The following is a 19,557-nucleotide window of genomic DNA, read 5'->3' as shown; positions in this document are numbered from 1 at the left end:
TACAAAACACAGTAGCCAAAACAACCTATTTTTCCCGCGACAACGATGATCCCGAAAAATGATTGGGTAGTCATGTTTGTTATTTTTCCACACTTTAACTGAACGAAATTCAAAAAATTATTCATTGATCCGGTTAAGACATCAGGATGTCATGCAATCTGATCTGACTTTATCCAATACGAAAATATGCAGGGTCTCTGACATGCGCTACCGTGTTGAAAAGATTGAGAAGGTATGAAGATGAGAATTAGTGAAGTGGTGGAGTCAGACAACGGCTCTAAAAAATATTTATTGTCAGCCAGTGATTCAGACTTAAGAAAAAGTGTTGAATCTACGTTCTTTAAGCATACCGAACAACATTTGCCTTATCTTTGTATTTCCAGCCAATATGGTTGTGCCGTTGGCTGTGTGTTCTGCGAAACTGGCAGGCAGAAATCATTGGGGAATATGACGACAGAACAAATAGTACAACAGGTCTTATTATGTCGTGAACATTTATTAGAATCCGGATCACTGGGAGATAATCAGGAACTCAATACGATTCTGTTTGCTGGTATGGGTGAGCCGATGCTGAATCTGAAAGAGATCAGCGGAGCAGTTACTGAATTTAAAAGCCAATCACTGGCTAATCGGGTTACACTGACTTCGGTTGGTATTCGCCATACCGCAGATAAACTTTATGACCTTCCTCTGGATACTATTTCCATTTCTCTCCATGCGACCACGGATGAACAACGTGATATGTTGATCCCGTCAAAAGCAAAATTCAGCACTAAAGACCTGCTTGAATACTTTGCAATCTACCATCAAAACACCGGCGTTCCTGTTATTGTTAATTACCTGATGTTGGAGGGAATAAACGACTCGCAGGAAGATTTGGCCCGGTTAAAAGACCTGGTGGATAAAGACACCTTTATTATTAAGCTGAAATACCTGAACGAAGTCAGCAGCATAGATGGGATTATACTGAATCCATCCGAAGAAATGCCATCTTTTGCAAAAGCACTTACTGAAGCTGGTTTCCGCTGCATATCAGATAAAAGTGATGGTACGGAAATTCTGGGTGGCTGTGGACAACTTAAATCTCAAATCAGGGATATCCGCAGTAAATATCGAATTATGTAACCTTTAATTTATGGCCTGGAGTCATCACATTCTGGGCCGCTATCAGTATTTATCCGCGGCGCAAACTTTCACTCGGTGTCTCGCCATAACGTGCTTTATATTCAGCGCTGAATCGCCCCATATGCGCAAATCCCCAACGCAGGGCAACTCCTGTAACATTGCTTGCTTCCCCCGCCAGTAGCTCTGTACGGACATGTTCCAGACGCAGATTGCGTAAATACTGCATCGGGCTGATATCCAGAAACTCCCTGAAACCGGAATAAAGGCTGCGCAAACTAACTCCCGCGACCTGAGCCAGTTGTTCAGCGGTAATGGGTTCGTGGGCGTGAGCCTGCAAATATTCCTGTACCCGCCGCACATGCCGTGGCCGGATAGAACCTCTGTGGTTAGCGGGATCACCACTGTAATTATGTTGATGTGCGGAAAGCAGGGTGACAGAAAGTAATTGTTCAATCTGAGTAGTAATGAGCTTATATTGCAGGATATCTGGCACCTGAACTATACATTCAAGCAGATAGAGCATCAGGCAGCGCCATGTCTGGCATCGTTGCCATTCGAATCCCAGTTCAAATATCAATGGTTGATCCAAAGGATGCCCCAATTGCCCGACAAGAGTTCGTTCCAGTAATGAGCGGGAAATTCTCACCATAAACTGATCATTATCAGCATTCCAGCGCATGGCAGTATGTTGATCCGGGCTGAGCACGGAGGCCAGATTCGGTGTTGAGTCAATATACTGACCACCACTTTCAATCGAGGCACAGCCTGATAACGGCATTTGGATAAGAAAAAAGGAATCCAGCGCACCCGGTGTAATTTCAACATTTGCGCCATAATGCAGGCGGCTGATGGAAAAATCCCCAAAGGGGATGTAGTGCATTCTGGCATTCAGTTTTCGGCTGCTACCCAGTATATTAAGCTGATGGGGCTTCATCACCCGCCCGACCATTGATCTTGTTTCATCAAGATCACGGGAGGAAAAAAGCAGATGTTCCGGAGAACTGAGGTGAGACTCAATCGCAGATACAGCACATCTGGAGTCCGTACACCTTGAATCGGAGCTTTTATTATCAACGTATTTATTATCAACGTAATAGTTGTGCCACGGATTGCTCGTCATTATCAGAAACCTCATAACGTCATACCCGTCGTTTCTCAGGCCGTAGTTTTGACTAACTCCTGAAATTAATAAGGTATATACAATGTTCTGATAAGCAGTATCCACATTTTTTCTAAATGGAAGCTATATCATCGTGAATATATTCATGAATGGATATTTCAGTGTTCATGGCGATAATTCATAGCCAATATCTCTATACCTGCTGTAGTGGCTGTATTTTGTGATTGAAAACTGAAAGATGAAGCGTATATCCATTCTTTGCATGACCTATCCGGCTACTGCATAAATGATCAATGCATGACAGTCCATGTATTGATCATTAGTTCATATTCCCCATACTCCTACTATACACTTCGTCTTTCAAACTGCCTCTTTGTTGGCTGCGCTCGCTCACCCCAGTCACATAGCTATCTATGCTCCCGGGGACTCACTCTCTTGCCGCCGCGACGCATCTTGAAATCCGTTGTGTATACATATACCTGTCTTTTTAGTTGCCTGAACTTATTTATTGGTTGCACTTAAGTCACTCCGGTCATCATTTTTATCAATATACGGTTATCTATCGGGAAGTTATTCCTCTGTTGCCGCGATGTAATTCGAAATCCAGTGGCATTAAAAAAGATGCATAAAATGCGAGGTGGACATGGCAGAACGATCCTTCGTGAAGGAAGTGGAAAAGTTAAGATTGAAACAGGGCGAAGTTTTCAGCGGAGAAGGCATACTCGCTGTCACAAAAGCGCTGCTGGAATCCGGTGTTGCCTACGTTGCTGGTTATCAGGGAGCACCCATTTCTCATTTGATGGATGTTCTGGCTGACGCACAGGATATCCTGTCTGAATATGGTATTCGTTTTGAAAACAGCGCCAGTGAAGCCACTGCCGCTGCCACATTGTCTGCCTCAGTTAACTATCCATTACGTGGTGCTGTGACATTCAAGGCAACAGTAGGCACAAATGTTGCTTCTGATGCGCTGGCAAATCTGGCATCTGGTGGTGTTGTAGGGGGAGCCTTGATCATAGTGGGTGAAGATTATGGTGAGGGCTCCTCAATTATGCAGGAACGCAGCCACGCATTTGCAATGAAATCACAGATTTGGTTGCTTGACCCACGCCCTAATCTGCCATCGATTGTGCAAGCGGTGAAGATGGGGTTTGAGTTGTCGGAAGCCAGCCATACACCGGTTATGTTGCAGATGCGTATTCGTGCCTGCCATGTACATGGGCGGTTTGTCTGTGCTGATAATCAGTTATCGGCATTCAGGGTTGAAAATGCACTGGAAAACCCGACCCGTGACCTCAACCGTATTGTTCTGCCGCCAGCCAGTTTTTTGCATGAAAAAGAGAAAACTCAGGAACGCTGGCCTGCCGCCGTGCGCTTTATTCAGCAGCATGCGTTGAATGAGTTCTTTGCTGAAGGTGCGGATGATATAGGCATTGCCTTACAGGGAGGGTGTTATAACACCGTGATCCGGGCGTTGAATTTACTGGGTCTGGCGGATGTATTTGGTGAAAGTTCTATTCCACTGTATGTGATGAATGTGGCTTACCCATTAATTGATGAGGAGTTTGCCCGTTTTTGCCACGGTAAACGGGCAATTTTGGTTCTGGAAGAGGGGCAACCCAACTTTGTCGAGCAGAATGTCGCCAGTATCCTGCATCAGCACGATATTTCGGTTCGGCTACACGGTAAGGATCTACTACCGATGGCGGGGGAATATGATACAGCCACGGTATTGGCAGGAATTCGTGCTTTTCTGGAGCGTTATGACCGGATTGAAGCCAAAGTGCCTGCCGCCGCCTGTCAGGTACAAATTCCATCAGTGACTTTACCGGGTGGGGAAACGGAAGGCACGGATGCGAGAAATGAAACATCAGGCAATGCGGTTCATGCCCGCCCTCCCGGTTTTTGTACCGGTTGCCCGGAACGCCCGATTTTTACTGCGATGAAACTGTTGGAACGGGAATTGGGGCAACACCATATTAGTGCGGATATTGGCTGCCATCTGTTTGCTATTCTGCCGCCATTTAATCTGGGTAATACCACAATGGGGTATGGATTAGGTACAGCCAGTGCTTCAGCACTGAGTGCGTCAGCCTCAGATAAGCGGGCAATTTCCGTGATGGGGGATGGCGGGTTCTGGCATAACGGTTTGACGAGCGGTATTGCCAATAGTGTTTTTAACCGTAGCGATAATCTGACCATTATTGTGGATAACAGCTATACCTCTGCCACTGGCGGGCAGGATATTCCATCTTCAGCTGCCTTTAATGCCAGTCGTAGCACGGGGCATGGCATCGAAAAAGCCGTTAAAGGGGTTGGGGTGAAATGGATACGTACAATCAGGCGTACCTATGATCTTAAACGCATGATCAAAACGTTACGGGAAGCCCTGACAACCACAGAACAGGGTCCGAAAGTCTTGGTTGCGCAAAGTGAATGTATGCTGAATAAACAGCGCCGGATAAAAAAAGAAAACAAAGAAGTGCTGGCAGCTGGGCGAAGAGTGGTACATGAGCGTTTTGGCGTTGACCCTGATACCTGCACAGGCGATCACTCCTGTATTCGTCTGTCCGGCTGTCCTTCCCTTTCCATTAAGACAAACCCTGATCCGTTACGTACTGACCCTGTAGTCACTGTATTGAACAGTTGCGTGGGATGTGGATTGTGCGGGGAAATTGCCCATGCGGCTGTGCTATGCCCCTCTTTTTTCAGAGCCAGAATTGTGACTAATCCCTCCCGCTGGGAGCGGCTGCTGTACCGTATTCGCAAACGTTTCATCCATTATCTGCAACGCCGGGATATAAGGCGTCGTGAACAAAATAAGGTTTAACAAACTGTCGCTGTCATTCCTGAGGGGGAAACCATGTTGGTATCGCCATCCATGAATTCGTTGATGATGAAAATGAAAACCCAGCCAATCAAAATTGCCATTCTGGCAATGGGAGGTGAGGGAGGCGGTGTGCTGGCTGACTGGATTGTCAGTCTGGCCGAAGCATATGGCTACTTTGCTCAGACGACCTCAGTACCCGGTGTCGCGCAACGGACGGGAGCCACAATATATTACGTTGAACTGTTCCCCGGTTCGGACGATCCCGATGCGCCGGCTCCGGTACTGGCATTAATGCCGACTGCCGGTGATGTGGATATTGTGCTGGCTTCTGAATTAATGGAAGCCGGACGTGCAGTCCAGCGCGGTTTTGTGACTCCGGATCGTACAACGCTGATCGCCTCAACGCATCGGGCTTTCACTATGCAAGAAAAATCAGCAATGGGTGATGGACGGGTGGATAGCCGTCGGTTAATCCGACAGTCACAGCAGGCAGCCCGCTGTTTTATCCATTTTGATATGGCGCAGATGGCGGAAAAGTGTGGCAGCGTCATGAGTTCTGTCCTGTTTGGAGCACTCTGTGGCACAGGCCTCCTGCCATTCAGCAGTATTCAGTTTGAACAGGCGATTATCAGGAGCGGAGTCGGGATAAAACCCAGTTTACAGGCATTTGGTCTGGGACTGAGCCGGGCACAGGCAACCCTTTCCGGTGGGCAACCTGCTGGCTGTAATCACCATTCCGGGCGCAGTGATTCGGCGCATAAAAACGATGCCGGACATGACACTTTTGTTAAACATAGCAGTTCGAACAATGGCCATTCCATTAATAACAAGCCCATTAATAATAATGATGTGAACGCGCTTTTATTACGTATTGAGGAAAATCTACCGCCCTGTATCCATAAAATGGCGCTCAAAGCTGTCAGACGATTGATAGATTATCAGGATCCGGAATATGCCAGTTTATATCTTGATCGGCTGCAACATTTGGTCAGTCAAGTTGGAGAGAGTAATCAACAGTTACTGCGTGAAGCGGCTCGTCATCTGGCACTCTGGATGACTTACGAAGACATCATCCGGGTGGCGGATCTGAAAACCCGTGCCAGCCGTTTCAAACGGGTTCATCAGGATGTACGGGCAAACAGGTATCAGCTCGTCGAAATTAATGAATTTCTGCATCCCAGAACAGAAGAAATCTGTGACACCTTACCCGCCGGTTTTGGCCGCTGGTTATCCCGTCCTCACACTATAAACCGGATACTGACAAAGCTGTTCAGTCGCGGTCACGTCATTAAGACCAGCTCAATATGGGGATATTTACTGCTTTACATGCTGGCGGGTTTACGTCGGATACGCCGCCGTACCCTGCGTTTTCAACGTGAAACAGCAGGAATTGACAACTGGCTACGACGAGTCGTGGCAGCAGCAAAACATGATCCGGCACTGGCTGTGGAAGTTGTGAAGTGTCAGCAACTGCTGAAGGGATATGGTGATACGTACTCCCGTGGTCTGAAAAATTTTCAGACTTTGATGAACTTTGTCGATTGCCATCGGAAGAAGCTGTCGGCACACAATCTGAGACAATTACGTGAAGCCGCACTGGCCGATGAGGATGGACGTCAGTTGCATGAATATCAGCAGTATCTTGAAACTAGCATCCTGAAAAAGAACGGAGGAGGAGTCAGTAATGAGCCTGCATAAATTTGTACAGTCTCACAAAATTCGGTTTTCTGAATGTGATCCGGCGGGAATTGTTTTTTATCCCCAATATTTTGTGATGTTCAACAACTTACTGGAAGACTGGTTCGATGAGCTAACGCCAGAGGGATATGCCGCTTACATTGCTAAGCACCGTTTCGGCTTGCCAACAGTACATCTGGAAGCGGAGTTTAAGGCGATCAGCAAAATGGGCGATAAAGTCTGGCTGGAACTGAATGTTGAAGAGATTGGTAAAAAATCACTCAAGCTACGCCAGCGCTGTTTCAGTCAGGAAGGCGAATTAAGGATGAGTGCAATTCAGACTTATGTCACGACCTCACTGGATACGCATCAGGCAATACCCATACCCGATGAATTTTATTATCCATTAATTAACCAGCCATTAATTATCTAACCAGTCATTTATCCAATAATCATTCATCCAATCACCATGCCTTAACCCGTGCCCATAAGAGGTGTGACAGGAGAACCAGCATGAACAAAAAAAATATGAACATCGTGTGTATTGGCGGCGGGCCTGCGGGTTTATATTTCGGTTTGCTGATGAAGTTACAAAATCCTGATAACCGTGTTGTCGTGATTGAGCGCAATCGCCCCTATGATACTTTTGGTTGGGGAGTCGTATTTTCAGATGCCACACTGGAAAACCTGAGTATGGCTGATCCGGTATCTGCCAAATCTATTAGTGCTGCATTCAGCCGCTGGGAAAATATCGATATCCATTTCAAAGGAACCGTAAACCGCAGCGGTGGTCATGGCTTTATTGGGATTGGTCGTAAAAAATTACTGAATATTCTTCAGGATCGCTGTCAGGAACTGGGAGTCGAGCTGGTATTTGAGACGCAGGTTCAGGATGAGCAGGTAGTATCCCGCCAATACCATGCTGATTTGCTGATTGCATCCGATGGGATCAACAGCCAAATCCGTAACCGACATGCTGAAGATTTCTGGCCTGATATTGAACAGCGTCATTGCCGGTTTGTCTGGCTGGGAACCCATCGGGTATTTGATGCTTTTACCTTTTTGTTTGCTGAAACAGAACATGGCTGGTTTCAGGCTCATGCTTACCAGTTTCAGGAAGGGTTATCCACATTCATTGTTGAAACAACGGAAGATACGTGGCTGGCTGCAGGGATTGACAAAATGTCGCAGGAGGAGGGCATCGCGTATTGTGAAAGTATCTTTGCCCAATGGCTGGATGGGCATGGCCTGATCTCCAATGCTACCCATTTACGCGGGGCTGCAATCTGGATCCGTTTCCCCCGGATCCTCTGTAACCACTGGGTACACTGGATTAAACCAGAAGGTGATAATGGCAAAAATGTACCGATTGTATTGATGGGCGATGCGGCCCATACCGCGCATTTTTCCATTGGTTCCGGTACCAAACTGGCATTGGAGGATGCCATTGAACTTGCCAACAGCCTGAAAGCCAATAAGGGGAATTTATCGGTAGGGCTGGCTCATTACCAGAAAGTACGTAGTGTGGAAGTGCTGAAAATCCAGAATGCGGCGCGTAATTCCACAGAATGGTTTGAAAATGTGGCCCGTTATGAAGATTTTCCGCCAGAGCAGTTTGCCTATTCTTTACTTACCCGCTCGCAGCGTATTTCCCATGAAAACCTGAGGCTGCGGGATAAATCATGGCTGGAAAACTATGAATATTGGTTCAATCGGCAGCCTGATCAATCTTCCCCGCTGATCCCTCCCATACTGACGCCTTATCAGGTTCGAGGGATTAGGCTGAAAAACAGAGTCGTGGTTTCGCCAACACTGCTGTACAAGGCAGTGGAAGGTATTCCGGGGGCATTCCATCAGATTCATCTTGGCAGCAGAGCTTTGGGAGGCGTGGGGTTAGTGATTGCCGAAATGACCGCGATTTCACCACAGGCGCGGGTAACGCCTGCCTGCCCCGGTTTGTGGAATGAGCAACAAGTGCAGGGATGGAAAACTATCACCGATTTTATCCATCAGAATACGGATGCACGGATAGGCATTCAGCTTGGGCACTCCGGAAGGCGAGGGTCTACTCAACGGGGTTGGGAACAGGTTAATCATCCTTTGCCGGAAGGAAACTGGCCGCTGGTTTCTGCTTCATCCATGCCTTATTTGCATGGCATTTCACAGGTGCCGACTGCGGTGACTCAGAAACAAATGAATGAAATTATTTCGCAATTTGTTGAAGCAACTCACCGAGCTATCACCGCTGGTTTTGACTGGCTGGAAATTCAGGCAGCTCATGGTTATCTGCTTTCCAGTTTTATTTCGCCTGTCACCAATCTGCGTGACGATGAATATGGGGGGGCACTGGAAAACAGGCTACGTTTCCCATTAGCGGTTTTGCGCGCTGTTCGTCGTGTCTGGCCGGCTGATTTGCCGATATCCGTACGTATTTCGGCCACTGACTGGATAAAGGGGGGCACTACCATTGATGAAGCTGTCATCATCGCCCGTACTTTCTATGAGGCGGGTGCTGATATGGTGGACTGTTCAACCGGGGAAGTTGCCGCTGAACAACAACCCGTTTACGGACGGATGTATCAGACGCCAATGGCTGATCGTATCCGTAATGAAGGAAATGTACCTGTTATCGCCGTGGGTGCGATTACCGATGCCGATCAGATTAACAGCATTATCGCTTCCGGTCGGGCAGATCTGTGTGCTTTATCCCGCCCATTTTTATCCGATGCCGCATGGCTGCTGCATGAATGTGCCAGATATGGCTGGACAGACATCAATTGGCCGGAACCGTACCTTTACGGCAAAGAGCAACTGGAACGCCAGTTTGCCCAGAAGAGTATCCTCTGAATTTCAGGCCGATTTTCAAATGGCAGTTATTATCCGTATAGGAGATACCTAATGTCTCAACAAGAAAATGTGCAGGAGTATGAGAAGAATAGGCAAGAAAGCCACGATCAGTACAGAGAAGATATCCTCGGGCGCGCCAATGTCGCCGATAGCCCTGAATTGCTGGCCTATTACAAAGAGCTGGCAAAATATCACACAGGGGCACTCTGGACAATCGCCAACAAAATAGAGCCGTGGCAACCTCAGTCCACTTCCGTTCCGGTACTCTGGCGTTATCGTGACTTACGTGAACATGTTCTTAAATCCGCTGAACTAGTGACTCCGGAAAAAGCCGGTCGTCGGGTCGTCTATCTGGAAAATCCCGGTAAATCCGGTGAAGGCCCTGCCGTCGGTTTACTTTATTCCGGGCTTCAGACTATGCAACCGGGAGAGTCTGCTTCGGCCCATGCTCATTCTTCTTCGGCTCTGCGTTTTATCATGGAAGGAAGTGGTGCCTATACGATTGTTGATGGTCAGAAGATGTTGCTGGAAGCGAATGATTTTGTGCTGACACCCAATGGAACCTGGCATGAGCACGGGGTTGAGCCTGATGGTTCTCCGTGCATCTGGCAGGATGGACTCGATATGCCTTTGGTGAATACTCTGGAAGCCGGGTTTTATAAGGTTCACCCTGATCTGCGTCAGGCTGTGACTGAACCGGTGGATTCCTCGGTGGCGCTGTGGGGCGCTCCTGCTTTACGCCCACAAAATGTGGGCTGGGATAAACCCTATTCCCCATTATTCAGATATCAATGGAAGCCAACTTACGCCGCTCTGCAACGTTATGCCAGCATATCACGGGGATCACCGTTTGATGACATCTTGATGTACTACACCAATCCTCTGACTGGCGGGCATGTTATGCCGACTCTGGGAGCCAGTATGCAGCTGTTGCGCCCCGGATTTATTGGTAAGGCTCATCGGCATACCGGTAGTTTCATCTATCAGGTCGCCAAAGGAGCGGGATATTCTATTATTGATGGTCAGAGGTTCGACTGGCAGGAGCGGGATATCTTTTGTGTACCTTCATGGAAATATCATGAACATGCGAATGCATCACAAACCGAAGATGCCTGCCTGTTTTGTTTCAGCGACTTGCCGGTGATGCGGGCATTACAGCTGTATTATGAAGAAGCCCTGAATGAGAATCACGGGCATCAGCGAGTGGGAGAATAAAATGCGTTTAATTACTTATCGTACCGAGATAACGGCTGAGGCTCGATTGGGGGCGATAGTTAATAATAATGTCGTTGATCTGGCAAAACTGGCGGCTCATAGTGGCAGCTCATTACCGGATAATATGCTGGATTTTATTGAACTGGGGCCACTCGCCATCAGTAGTACTGCAATGTTGCTGAATTCATTTGACGGATTATGGCCGGTTGGTGTCATCCGGCCACTGGAAAATGTCAAAATTCTTGCTCCTATTCCCCGTCCGCGTAAAAACATTTTCGGCATTGGCCTGAATTATGTTGAGCATGTTGAAGAATCCAGCCGTTCGCTGGATACGGCAAAAGATCTGCCCAAAGAACCGGTTATCTTCTCTAAACCTCCTTCTACGGTGATTGGGCCGGGGGATGCCATCGAGCATAACAGCGAAATTACCCGGCAACTGGATTGGGAAGTGGAATTAGCCGTTATCATCGGAACACGGGCCAAAGGCGTATCGGAAGCTGATGCCCTGAAATATGTTTTCGGTTATAGCCTGATTATTGATATGAGTGCCCGTGACTGCCGTCGTGCCGGGCAGTGGATCTATTCTAAGGGGCAGGATACTTATGCGCCTTTTGGCCCCTGTATTGTGACGGCCGATGAAATCCCCGACCCGCATGACCTCGCATTGAGCTTGAAAGTTAACGGGGTAACCAAACAGGATTCCAATACCCGCCATATGTTATTCAAGGTCGATGCCCTGATCGCTGATATCAGTAAAGGTATTGTGCTGGAGCCGGGCGACATTATTGCCACGGGAACACCGTCAGGCGTAGGGGCCGGGCGTAACCCGCAAGAGTGGTTATGGCCGGGGGATGTTATTGAAGCTCATCTTGAGAAAATCGGGGACTTGCGTCATCCCGTCATCGCCGTATAAACCTCATACAGGAATCTGACATGCTGACTCTTCCTAAATTCAAGGCAGCTGCGGTACAGGCTGCTCCCATCTTTCTGGATACGGAAGCCACGGTTGATCTCGTTTGCCGGCTGATTCATGAGGCAGCGAATAACGGAGCCAGTCTGGTGGCTTTTCCTGAAGTTTTTATTGCCGGTTATCCCTACTGGAACTGGATCATGAACCCTGTGCAGGGTAGTCCGTGGTTTGAAAAGCTGTGCAAATCGGCCATTGAAGTACCGGGTGCTGAGATCCTTAAAGTGGCACAGGCCGCAGCTCGTCATCATATCAATGTTGTTGTTGGCATCAATGAACGCAATCCCAATGGTGTTGCGACAATTTATAACACTCTGGTGACCATTTCAGACGAAGGAAAAATTTTGGGACGGCATCGTAAACTGGTACCGACATGGGCAGAAAAACTGACATGGGCGAATGGTGATGCTTCTTCATTGACCGTACATAACACCAGTATTGGCCCACTGGGTGTACTGGCCTGTGGTGAGAATACCAATCCACTGGCGCGTTTTACTTTGCTATCACAGGGGGAGCTGGTGCATGTCGCCAGTTACATTTCTCTGCCTGTCGCCCCGCCAGATTATGACATGGCAGAAGCCATTCGTTTACGGGCCGCCGCGCATTGCTTTGAGGGCAAAGTTTTTACTATTGTTTCCTGTTCCACTATATCGCCGGAAATTGTGCAGGCTATGACTGCCAGCCACCCTGAAGCAAAACATCTGCTGGCACGTCGTAATAGCGCGTTTACGGGAATTATCGGGCCGGATGGGCGTGTGATTGGCACTCCTCTGATTGATAAAGGAGGGATTGTTTATGCTGAAATTGATTTGAATCGCTGCATTCAGCCCCGCCAGATGCACGATATTACAGGGCATTACAATCGTTTTGATATTTTCGATCTGGCCGTCAGCCGACGTGCTATGAATGCAGTCAGATTTACTGATGAACCTGAACAGACTGACTTTAATCCAGTTGTTGATGGGGGTAATCCTATCCGGGAGGATATTCCATGAGTGAACAGCGTCGTTTTCGGGTCGGGCTGATTGTACCCTCCTCAAATACCACAATGGAAACAGAAGTTCCGGCTATTTTACGTGCCCGTGAAACGGTAGCGCCTGAGCGTTTTACCTTCCATTCCAGTCGTATGAGAATGAAAACCGTCAGCAAAGATGAACTGGCGGCAATGGATGCAGACAGTGATCGCTGCGCACTGGAGCTGTCAGATGCTTCAGTAGATGTGTTGGGATATGCCTGTCTGGTGGCAATCATGAGTATGGGCAAAGGATACCACCGGATTTCTGAAAAACGTTTACATTTGAGGACATCAGAAAACGGATATCCGGCACCGGTGATCACAAGTGCCGGCGCGTTGGTGGATGGGCTTCACGCATTGGGGGCAAAACGGATCTCAATACTGACACCCTATATGAAACCGTTAACGCAGCTGGTGATCGATTATATCGAAAATGAAGGTATTGAAGTCATTGACAGTATTTCACTGGAAATTGCGGATAATCTGGCGGTCGGACGTCAGGATCCGCTGGCACCCGCGGAAATAACAAAAAGACTGAACAGCAATGTGGATGTGATAGTCGCTTCTGCCTGTGTACAAATGCCCTCACTGGCCTCAGTGCCTGTGATAGAAGCCCGTATGGGCTTACCTGTAATTTCAGCTTCTGTAGCGACAGCCTATATGCTCCTGAAGCAGCTTAGGCTGAATACCTGCGTGCCGGGTTTTGGATCATTGTTATCCTGAAAACCGTTTTCTGAAATGAAAATAATCCTCTGAGAAAAGTGAGTACGCATTATTGGAATAGGTAACATTCTGTTATTGAAATAAATATCGCAAGAATTGAGCACAACTATGTGACCGGGGTGAGCGAGCGTTGTCAACAAAGAGGCAACTTGAAAGACGAAGTGTATAATAGTGGTAATGCTCTGTTAATGACCTATAACACTCTAAGGAAGACCCGGTATATGACACGCTACGAGCAACTGGCAGTGACCATCCGCCAACAGATAGAAGATAATATCTGGCTGGTGGGAGATAGGCTACCCTCCTTACGGGAATCGGTAAAATCGTCAGGGCTGAGCCTGATGACAGTATTGCAGGCCTATCAATTACTGGAAAGTCAGGGCTGGATCGTAGCACGCCCACAGTCAGGCTATTATGTCGCTCCCCGGATAAAGCCGTTTGCCGCTGCAAAAGGGGGAAACAGGCTGAATTTGAGCGAAAATGTAGAGATCAGCGCCTCAATTTTTGATGTTTTACAGGCATGTAAAGACCCCAGAATCATACCTTTTGGCTCTGCCTTTCCCGACCCATCCTTGCTGGTGGAGCCCAAATTAGCCAAGACATTAGCATCTGTAGCCCGTCGTTTTGCCCCCCATAGTTCACTGGTGAATTTACCTCCGGGAAATGAACAGTTGCGCCGCAATATTTCCCGTCGTTATGCCTCACAGGGTATGCATGTTTCTCCTGATGAAATTGTGATCACCGCAGGCGCAATGGAATCTTTAAGTTTCAGCCTTCAGTCTGTCACTTCTCCCGGCGACTGGGTAGTGATTGAATCACCCGCTTTTTATGGTGCGCTACAGGCCATTGAACGTTTGCGCCTGAAAGCAATTGCCATCAAAACGGATCCGAAAACCGGGATTGATTTAGATGTACTGGAAGAAGTGGCAGGAAAATACCCGATAAAAGCCTGTTGGTTGATGTCCCGCTTCCAGAACCCGCTTTGCGTCAGTATGCCGGCAGAAAACAAACAACGGCTGGTGGAAATTCTGAATGAAAATGAAATTGTTCTAATTGAAGATGATGTTTATGGCGAACTCTATTTTGATCAGAACTCGCCAATGCCGGTCAAGGCATGGGATAAAGAAAATAATTTCATGCATTGTTCATCTTTTTCAAAATGCCTTGCTCCCGGATACCGGGTTGGCTGGGTAGCGGCAGGAAAACATGCCCTGAAAATTCAGCAACTCCAGATGACAAGTACTGTTTCAGCCAGTATCCCGACTCAACTGGCGATTGCTGAATACCTGTCTCAGGGGGGATATGATAACCATATACGACGGCTACGGCGTCAACTGGAGCAAAGGCAGATTCAGATGCTACGGGCGGTGAGTGAATATTTTCCCGATTCCGTCAAAGTGAATAGTACACGGGGCGGGTATTTTATCTGGCTGGAATTTGAACCGCCTTTCAATGCCAGGCGGCTGTATCAGCTGGCGCTGGCCAAAAATATCAGTATTGCGCCCGGCAGTATGTTTTCTACCAGTTCTCAGTTTGATCATGCTTTCCGTCTGAATACTTCGTTTGCATGGAACGAAACTCAGGCTGCTGCTATGAAAACATTAGGAAGTTTGTGCCGTATGTTGTTAAAGGAATACGGGTAATCAGTCACATTTTAACTGTTTTTCTATTGCGACATATAAAATTCTTTGAGAAGTTTACAATTCGACATAAATTGCCTCTTTAGGTGTAAATAAAATATAAAAGCAGTGGAAAAATAGGAGCATGAGAATGAAGTGTTTCGATTATACAGAGTTACCAAGAGAGCAATGGGTTGGGGGCATCGGGGAAGTAAGAGATATTGTTTGTTGGCCGAATGCTGATGATTTTGCCTGGCGTGCCTGCTTCACATCTATCCATAAAAATGGGGTATTGGGGCACTTCCCGGGGATTGATCGTTCAATTGTATTATTAAAAGGTAAGGGGCTTCGTTTAACCAGTCCAGGGTTCCTTGAGCATGAACTGGTACAAAAAATAGCTCCCTTCCATTTTTCCGGTAATACTCCGGGTAATGCTGAACTATTGGATGGTTCTGTTCAGTGTTTCAATATCATGACCCGTAATTCTGAGTGGGTTTCTGAAATTTCTTTTGTGACTGATGAGCGCAAATTACCAACATCTCACAGCGGTGTGCTTTATGTCCTGAAAGGGCGTTGGGAAATAACGGGCACAAACAATGTGCAGCTGGCTTTTGGGCAAGGTGCATGGTGGTTGCCTGATGATATACGCGAAGGTGCGATTAAGCCGTTAGTCACTGATAGCCAGTTATTATGGGTGGATTTACATCCGGCTGAATAAACTCAGCAAAGAATCAACTGGAAAGTCTACTTAATTAAAAACCTGTGACCTGCTTTATTTCAGGCCACAGGTTGTGTGATATACACTTCATGCCAAAACATGACTATGGTTTCCAATCTTTCAGATAAAAATTCTGATAATCTTCCATTTCGATTTCTATTTGATGAGATTGATTACCATACTCATCAATAAATTTAAATTTGGGTTTGTTATTGGAAAAATTTTCCCAAAAATCCTCTGCTGGTGACTGAAAGTATAGCCTACTTATAGAAATGGTATCGTTGTTTGGTGTCGTCAGGATCTCGACTTCCGGAGTGGCTATATAAGTTTTTGAGTCATAGAAATCGGGTCGGCTATATTTTTTTTCTCTAGTTTGATTCCCTGCCTTTCTCTTTTCTATTTTTTCTGTGCCCCATAAAAAGCAGAGATGGAGATTTTGAGATTCTGTACGGTGAGTGAAACCGTGGTAATCATTATCATTGACTTCGGTATCATTATAGGTGTCAGCAATCTCAACACTCTTCACCTTAAATCCGCCAACTTCTGGTTTAGGTCTGACATAATAATTGTATTGTTCCCAATTATAATGCTCCGTATGCCGCTCAATTTCAGTGTCATACTCTTTTGTAATTACAGTAGCATCGTATAGACCTGTGTTGGTTTTTTCAGGCGGTGGTATTATAAGATTATCGGCATGATAAATTATGGACTGATGACTAATAATAGCAACGCATCTTTTATCATTTGAATTGTAATTTATAAAACGACTTTTATCTGTTGAATATGTTTTTCCATCAATTGTAATTTTTGCTGCTATTCTGATTTGGTCAACTTTTGTTGTTGTAACCCAATACGTTTTTTTTTGATTATATATAGAATCTTCATTTAACGTATGGGATATTGTTTCTCTATATGATAAATTAAATTCTTTCTCTTTTTTAGTCATCACATTCCCTGAAGGAAATGTATGGTTGTAATGATTTTCAATATCACTGTATGACCACCATTTTGGTAGTTCTTTATCGTCATTGTAGTTAATTAGTTTAATCAAATTCAATTGTTCTTTAGATAAGGGAGTTATATTGCCCTCTTCATCCTTTGCTTGTATTCTAATATAAACACCTGCTTGCATATTCCCGTTGGCATATATATTTGCTTGTTCGCCACCTACAATTAAGTGGATTTCAAAAATTGGCAAGTCAGTTATTTTGTTTTTTGTGATGCTATTGTATTTATGTGAGTTTGTCATTTCGTTTTCTCCTGAAAATAAAAATTAAATTTTTCATGTAATAATATTTTTTAAGTAGACTCTTGTTTTTGATATTTATTTTTGTTGCTTTGTTTTTTTAATTATAAAATAACGTCTATTTATAGGGGTGAAAGGTGTTTTAATTAAAAATCAAATGTTGGGTTTGTATAAAATTATATTTTGTAAAATTAATTATTAAATTATCATAGTGCAATGCTTGAAATTATTTAAAATAAATCATTCAGTGTTTTGTAATCACGTACTTTACGAGAACGATTATTTAAACGGTTTGCCACCAAGTTAACCTTTAGATCCGGCACCTTACTAATATAGAAATAAAGCGTTGTGTAAAATCGGTTTCTTTTAAACTAATAGTCTGATATTTTTCTATTTCTGTCAGTTATATATAAATCATAGCGTACTCGCCTTTAGTGAGAAAGGTGTCTACTATAGTAACTGACCGACTTTCTTAGAAATCACACTTCTTAGAGGAATCCAAGATTTTATAATATTTTTCTAACTTTAAGAAAAAGTAGATTAATATTTCCAATCCTCTAGATAAAAGCTCTGATAATCTTCCATTTCGATTTTTATTTGATTAGATTGATTACCATACTCATCAATAAATTTAAATTTGGGTTTGTTATTGGAAAAATCTTCCCAGAAACCCTCTTCTGGTGACTGAAAGTATAGCCTACTTATAGAAATGGTATCGTTGTTTGGTGTCGTCAGGATCTCGACTTCCGGAGTGGCTATATAAGTTTTTGAGTCATAGAAGTCGGGTCGACTATATTTTTTTTCTCTAGTTTGATTCCCTGCCTTTCTCTTTTCTATTTTTTCTGTGCCCCATAAAAAGCAGAGATGGAGATTTTGAGATTCTGTACGGTGAGTGAAACCGTGGTAATCATTATCATTAACTTCGGTATCATTATAGGTGTCAGCAATCTCAACACTCTTCACCTTAAATCCGCCAACGTCTGGTTTGGGTCTGACATAATAATTGTATTGTTCCCAATTATAATGCTCTGTATGCCGCTCAATTTCAGTGTCATACTCTTTTGTAATTACAGTAACGTCGTATATACCAGAATTGGTTTTTTCAGACGGTGGTATCATAAGATTTCTGGCATGGTAAACAATGGGGCTGTAGCCATTAATATCGGCGGATGAATCAAAATAACCTTGATTCGTTGCATATGTTATTCCATCAAGTGTAATTTGTGCTGCTATTTTGATTGGGGCAACTTCTGTTGTTGTAATCCAATATGATTTTTTTTGAATGTCAGGATCATTATCTAATTTATCATCTTTTATACTTTTATATGATGAAGAAAAGTCTTTATCATCAGGAGTAGAGTAAGGAGGGCGAAACGTATGATTATAATCATTTTCAACAGAGCTATATGACCATTTCCCCACTAATTTTTCACTGGTCACGTAGTTAATTAATTCGATGCTATTTAGTTGTTCATCAGATAGATGAATAATGTGTCCACCTGCGGAATTTGCTTTGATATTGATTCTAACACCTGCTTGCATATTGCCATTGGCATATATAGTGTCATTTTGATGGCCAGAGGATAATTCTATGCTAAATTCCATTAAGTTCTTTATTTCTTCACTTGGATTGTTATTTTTTTGTTGTGGTTTCATTTTGGTTTCCTCGTTCAAGAAAAAATAAAAAATGAGTTTTGTGCCTATGGAGAATTTTTAACTGTCTATAATAAAAATTAAATTATGTTTGCAATGTTTGTTCTACTTAATTTATTTGAAATTACAACTAATGACTTTAAGAATTGAAAGTATATTTTGAGTATAGCTAGTATTCTGAAAAGGGTAGGGTATTGAAGAGAAAAATTTAAAAAACATTTTAATTACATATTAATATTTCATGGGTGACTTATTTGTATTTTCTAAATGTATTTTTAATAACAATGGAATAAGATATTTTTAATATATAAATGAATTCTCTTTGAGTTTTTTATTTCTCATTTGGTTTTAATATTATGGAAATTATTTGATTTTATACTAACGTTAATTATGTGAATTTAATGAGTTGATGGGTGCTTTGTCAATTTTTTGTGGATTTAACTTTGGCAATTTTATTGTTTAAAATATTTAACTAAATACATCGTATATAAACTTCTTGTGATTTTAATAATTATTAAAAATGGCTATTTAACATCAGGATATAACAATATTGAAATTCTGAATATTAAAAAATATAAAAAATTAAATAAGGTGACTTGATATGAGCACAGACTTTTTTTCTCAGGCCGCGAATTTTCAGAGCACCGCCGCAGGCCGTGTCGATCCGCGCACGGGGCTGTTTAATTATGTGATGCCGGTGGCACACCTTATCGGCAATAACCAACTGGGGCCGGAGCTGACCCTGGCGCTGGCATACAGCCCGCTGAATTCAGCGGATATCGGCTTTGGACTCGGTTTTTCC

At 44.5% G+C, this 19,557-nt stretch carries 15 protein-coding genes; 12 read left to right on the top strand and 3 right to left on the bottom strand.

All coding sequences use genetic code 11. From position 1 onward, the window contains the following. Positions 1–240 precede the first annotated feature (240 nt). Entirely contained in the window at positions 241–1,125 is an 885-nt protein-coding gene (locus AACS90_RS05150; RefSeq protein ID WP_339373605.1) for a radical SAM protein, read from the top strand. 49 nt (positions 1,126–1,174) lie between these two features. On the opposite strand, the gene AACS90_RS05145 is transcribed toward AACS90_RS05150, so the two are convergent. Continuing rightward, entirely contained in the window at positions 1,175–2,245 is a 1,071-nt protein-coding gene (locus AACS90_RS05145) for an AraC family transcriptional regulator (protein WP_099121971.1), read from the bottom strand. Between the two features lie 643 nt (positions 2,246–2,888). Here AACS90_RS05145 and AACS90_RS05140 point away from each other — a divergent pair. The 10 genes from AACS90_RS05140 to AACS90_RS05095 all read left to right on the top strand — a co-directional run bounded on the left by AACS90_RS05140 (position 2,889) and on the right by AACS90_RS05095 (position 15,856). Continuing rightward, positions 2,889–5,075: a thiamine pyrophosphate-dependent enzyme gene (locus AACS90_RS05140; RefSeq protein ID WP_099121970.1), complete on the top strand. Its 2,187-nt coding sequence runs from the start codon at positions 2,889–2,891 to the stop codon at positions 5,073–5,075. Positions 5,076–5,108: 33 nt separating this feature from the next. Continuing rightward, positions 5,109–6,773, top strand: coding sequence for an indolepyruvate oxidoreductase subunit beta family protein (locus tag AACS90_RS05135; protein WP_241538235.1), 1,665 nt, complete (start codon positions 5,109–5,111; stop codon positions 6,771–6,773). Continuing rightward, a complete protein-coding gene (locus AACS90_RS05130) occupies positions 6,760–7,185 on the top strand; it encodes an acyl-CoA thioesterase (RefSeq protein ID WP_099121969.1) in 426 nt (141 codons plus the stop codon). Before AACS90_RS05135 ends, AACS90_RS05130 begins: the two co-directional genes overlap by 14 nt. An 80-nt stretch (positions 7,186–7,265) precedes the next feature. Then, on the top strand, positions 7,266–9,599 hold the full coding sequence (locus tag AACS90_RS05125; protein WP_241538234.1) for a bifunctional salicylyl-CoA 5-hydroxylase/oxidoreductase: 2,334 nt from the start codon (positions 7,266–7,268) through the stop codon (positions 9,597–9,599). A gap of 51 nt (positions 9,600–9,650) precedes the next feature. Next, complete coding sequence (locus tag AACS90_RS05120) at positions 9,651–10,814, top strand: cupin domain-containing protein (RefSeq protein ID WP_099121968.1); 1,164 nt, start codon at positions 9,651–9,653, stop codon at positions 10,812–10,814. Position 10,815: 1 nt separating this feature from the next. Next, positions 10,816–11,727, top strand: a complete 912-nt coding sequence (locus AACS90_RS05115; RefSeq protein WP_099121967.1) for a fumarylacetoacetate hydrolase family protein — start codon at positions 10,816–10,818, stop codon at positions 11,725–11,727. Between the two features lie 20 nt (positions 11,728–11,747). After that, a complete protein-coding gene (locus AACS90_RS05110; RefSeq protein WP_099121966.1) occupies positions 11,748–12,776 on the top strand; it encodes a carbon-nitrogen hydrolase family protein in 1,029 nt (342 codons plus the stop codon). Continuing rightward, positions 12,773–13,519, top strand: coding sequence for a maleate cis-trans isomerase family protein (locus tag AACS90_RS05105; RefSeq protein ID WP_099121965.1), 747 nt, complete (start codon positions 12,773–12,775; stop codon positions 13,517–13,519). Before AACS90_RS05110 ends, AACS90_RS05105 begins: the two co-directional genes overlap by 4 nt. A 221-nt stretch (positions 13,520–13,740) precedes the next feature. Continuing rightward, entirely contained in the window at positions 13,741–15,162 is a 1,422-nt protein-coding gene (locus tag AACS90_RS05100) for an aminotransferase-like domain-containing protein (protein WP_099121964.1), read from the top strand. Between the two features lie 127 nt (positions 15,163–15,289). After that, positions 15,290–15,856 (top strand): HutD/Ves family protein, encoded by a 567-nt coding sequence (locus tag AACS90_RS05095; protein WP_228865096.1) that lies wholly within the window; start codon positions 15,290–15,292, stop codon positions 15,854–15,856. 103 nt (positions 15,857–15,959) lie between these two features. Here the strand turns inward: AACS90_RS05095 and AACS90_RS05090 are convergent, their stop codons facing one another. Then, positions 15,960–17,105 (bottom strand): hypothetical protein, encoded by a 1,146-nt coding sequence (locus AACS90_RS05090; RefSeq protein ID WP_099121962.1) that lies wholly within the window; start codon positions 17,103–17,105, stop codon positions 15,960–15,962. A gap of 537 nt (positions 17,106–17,642) precedes the next feature. Continuing rightward, complete coding sequence (locus AACS90_RS05085) at positions 17,643–18,758, bottom strand: hypothetical protein (protein WP_099121961.1); 1,116 nt, start codon at positions 18,756–18,758, stop codon at positions 17,643–17,645. 598 nt (positions 18,759–19,356) lie between these two features. Between AACS90_RS05085 and AACS90_RS05080 the strand changes: the two genes are divergently transcribed. After that, the coding region (locus AACS90_RS05080) for a hypothetical protein (RefSeq protein ID WP_153043661.1) at positions 19,357–19,557 on the top strand (201 nt) is incomplete at its 3' end.

The sequence above is a fragment of the Xenorhabdus sp. KK7.4 genome (assembly GCF_963876465.1).
Classification (GTDB): domain Bacteria; phylum Pseudomonadota; class Gammaproteobacteria; order Enterobacterales; family Enterobacteriaceae; genus Xenorhabdus; species Xenorhabdus stockiae.
This window is presented reverse-complemented; position numbering and strand designations above follow the sequence as displayed.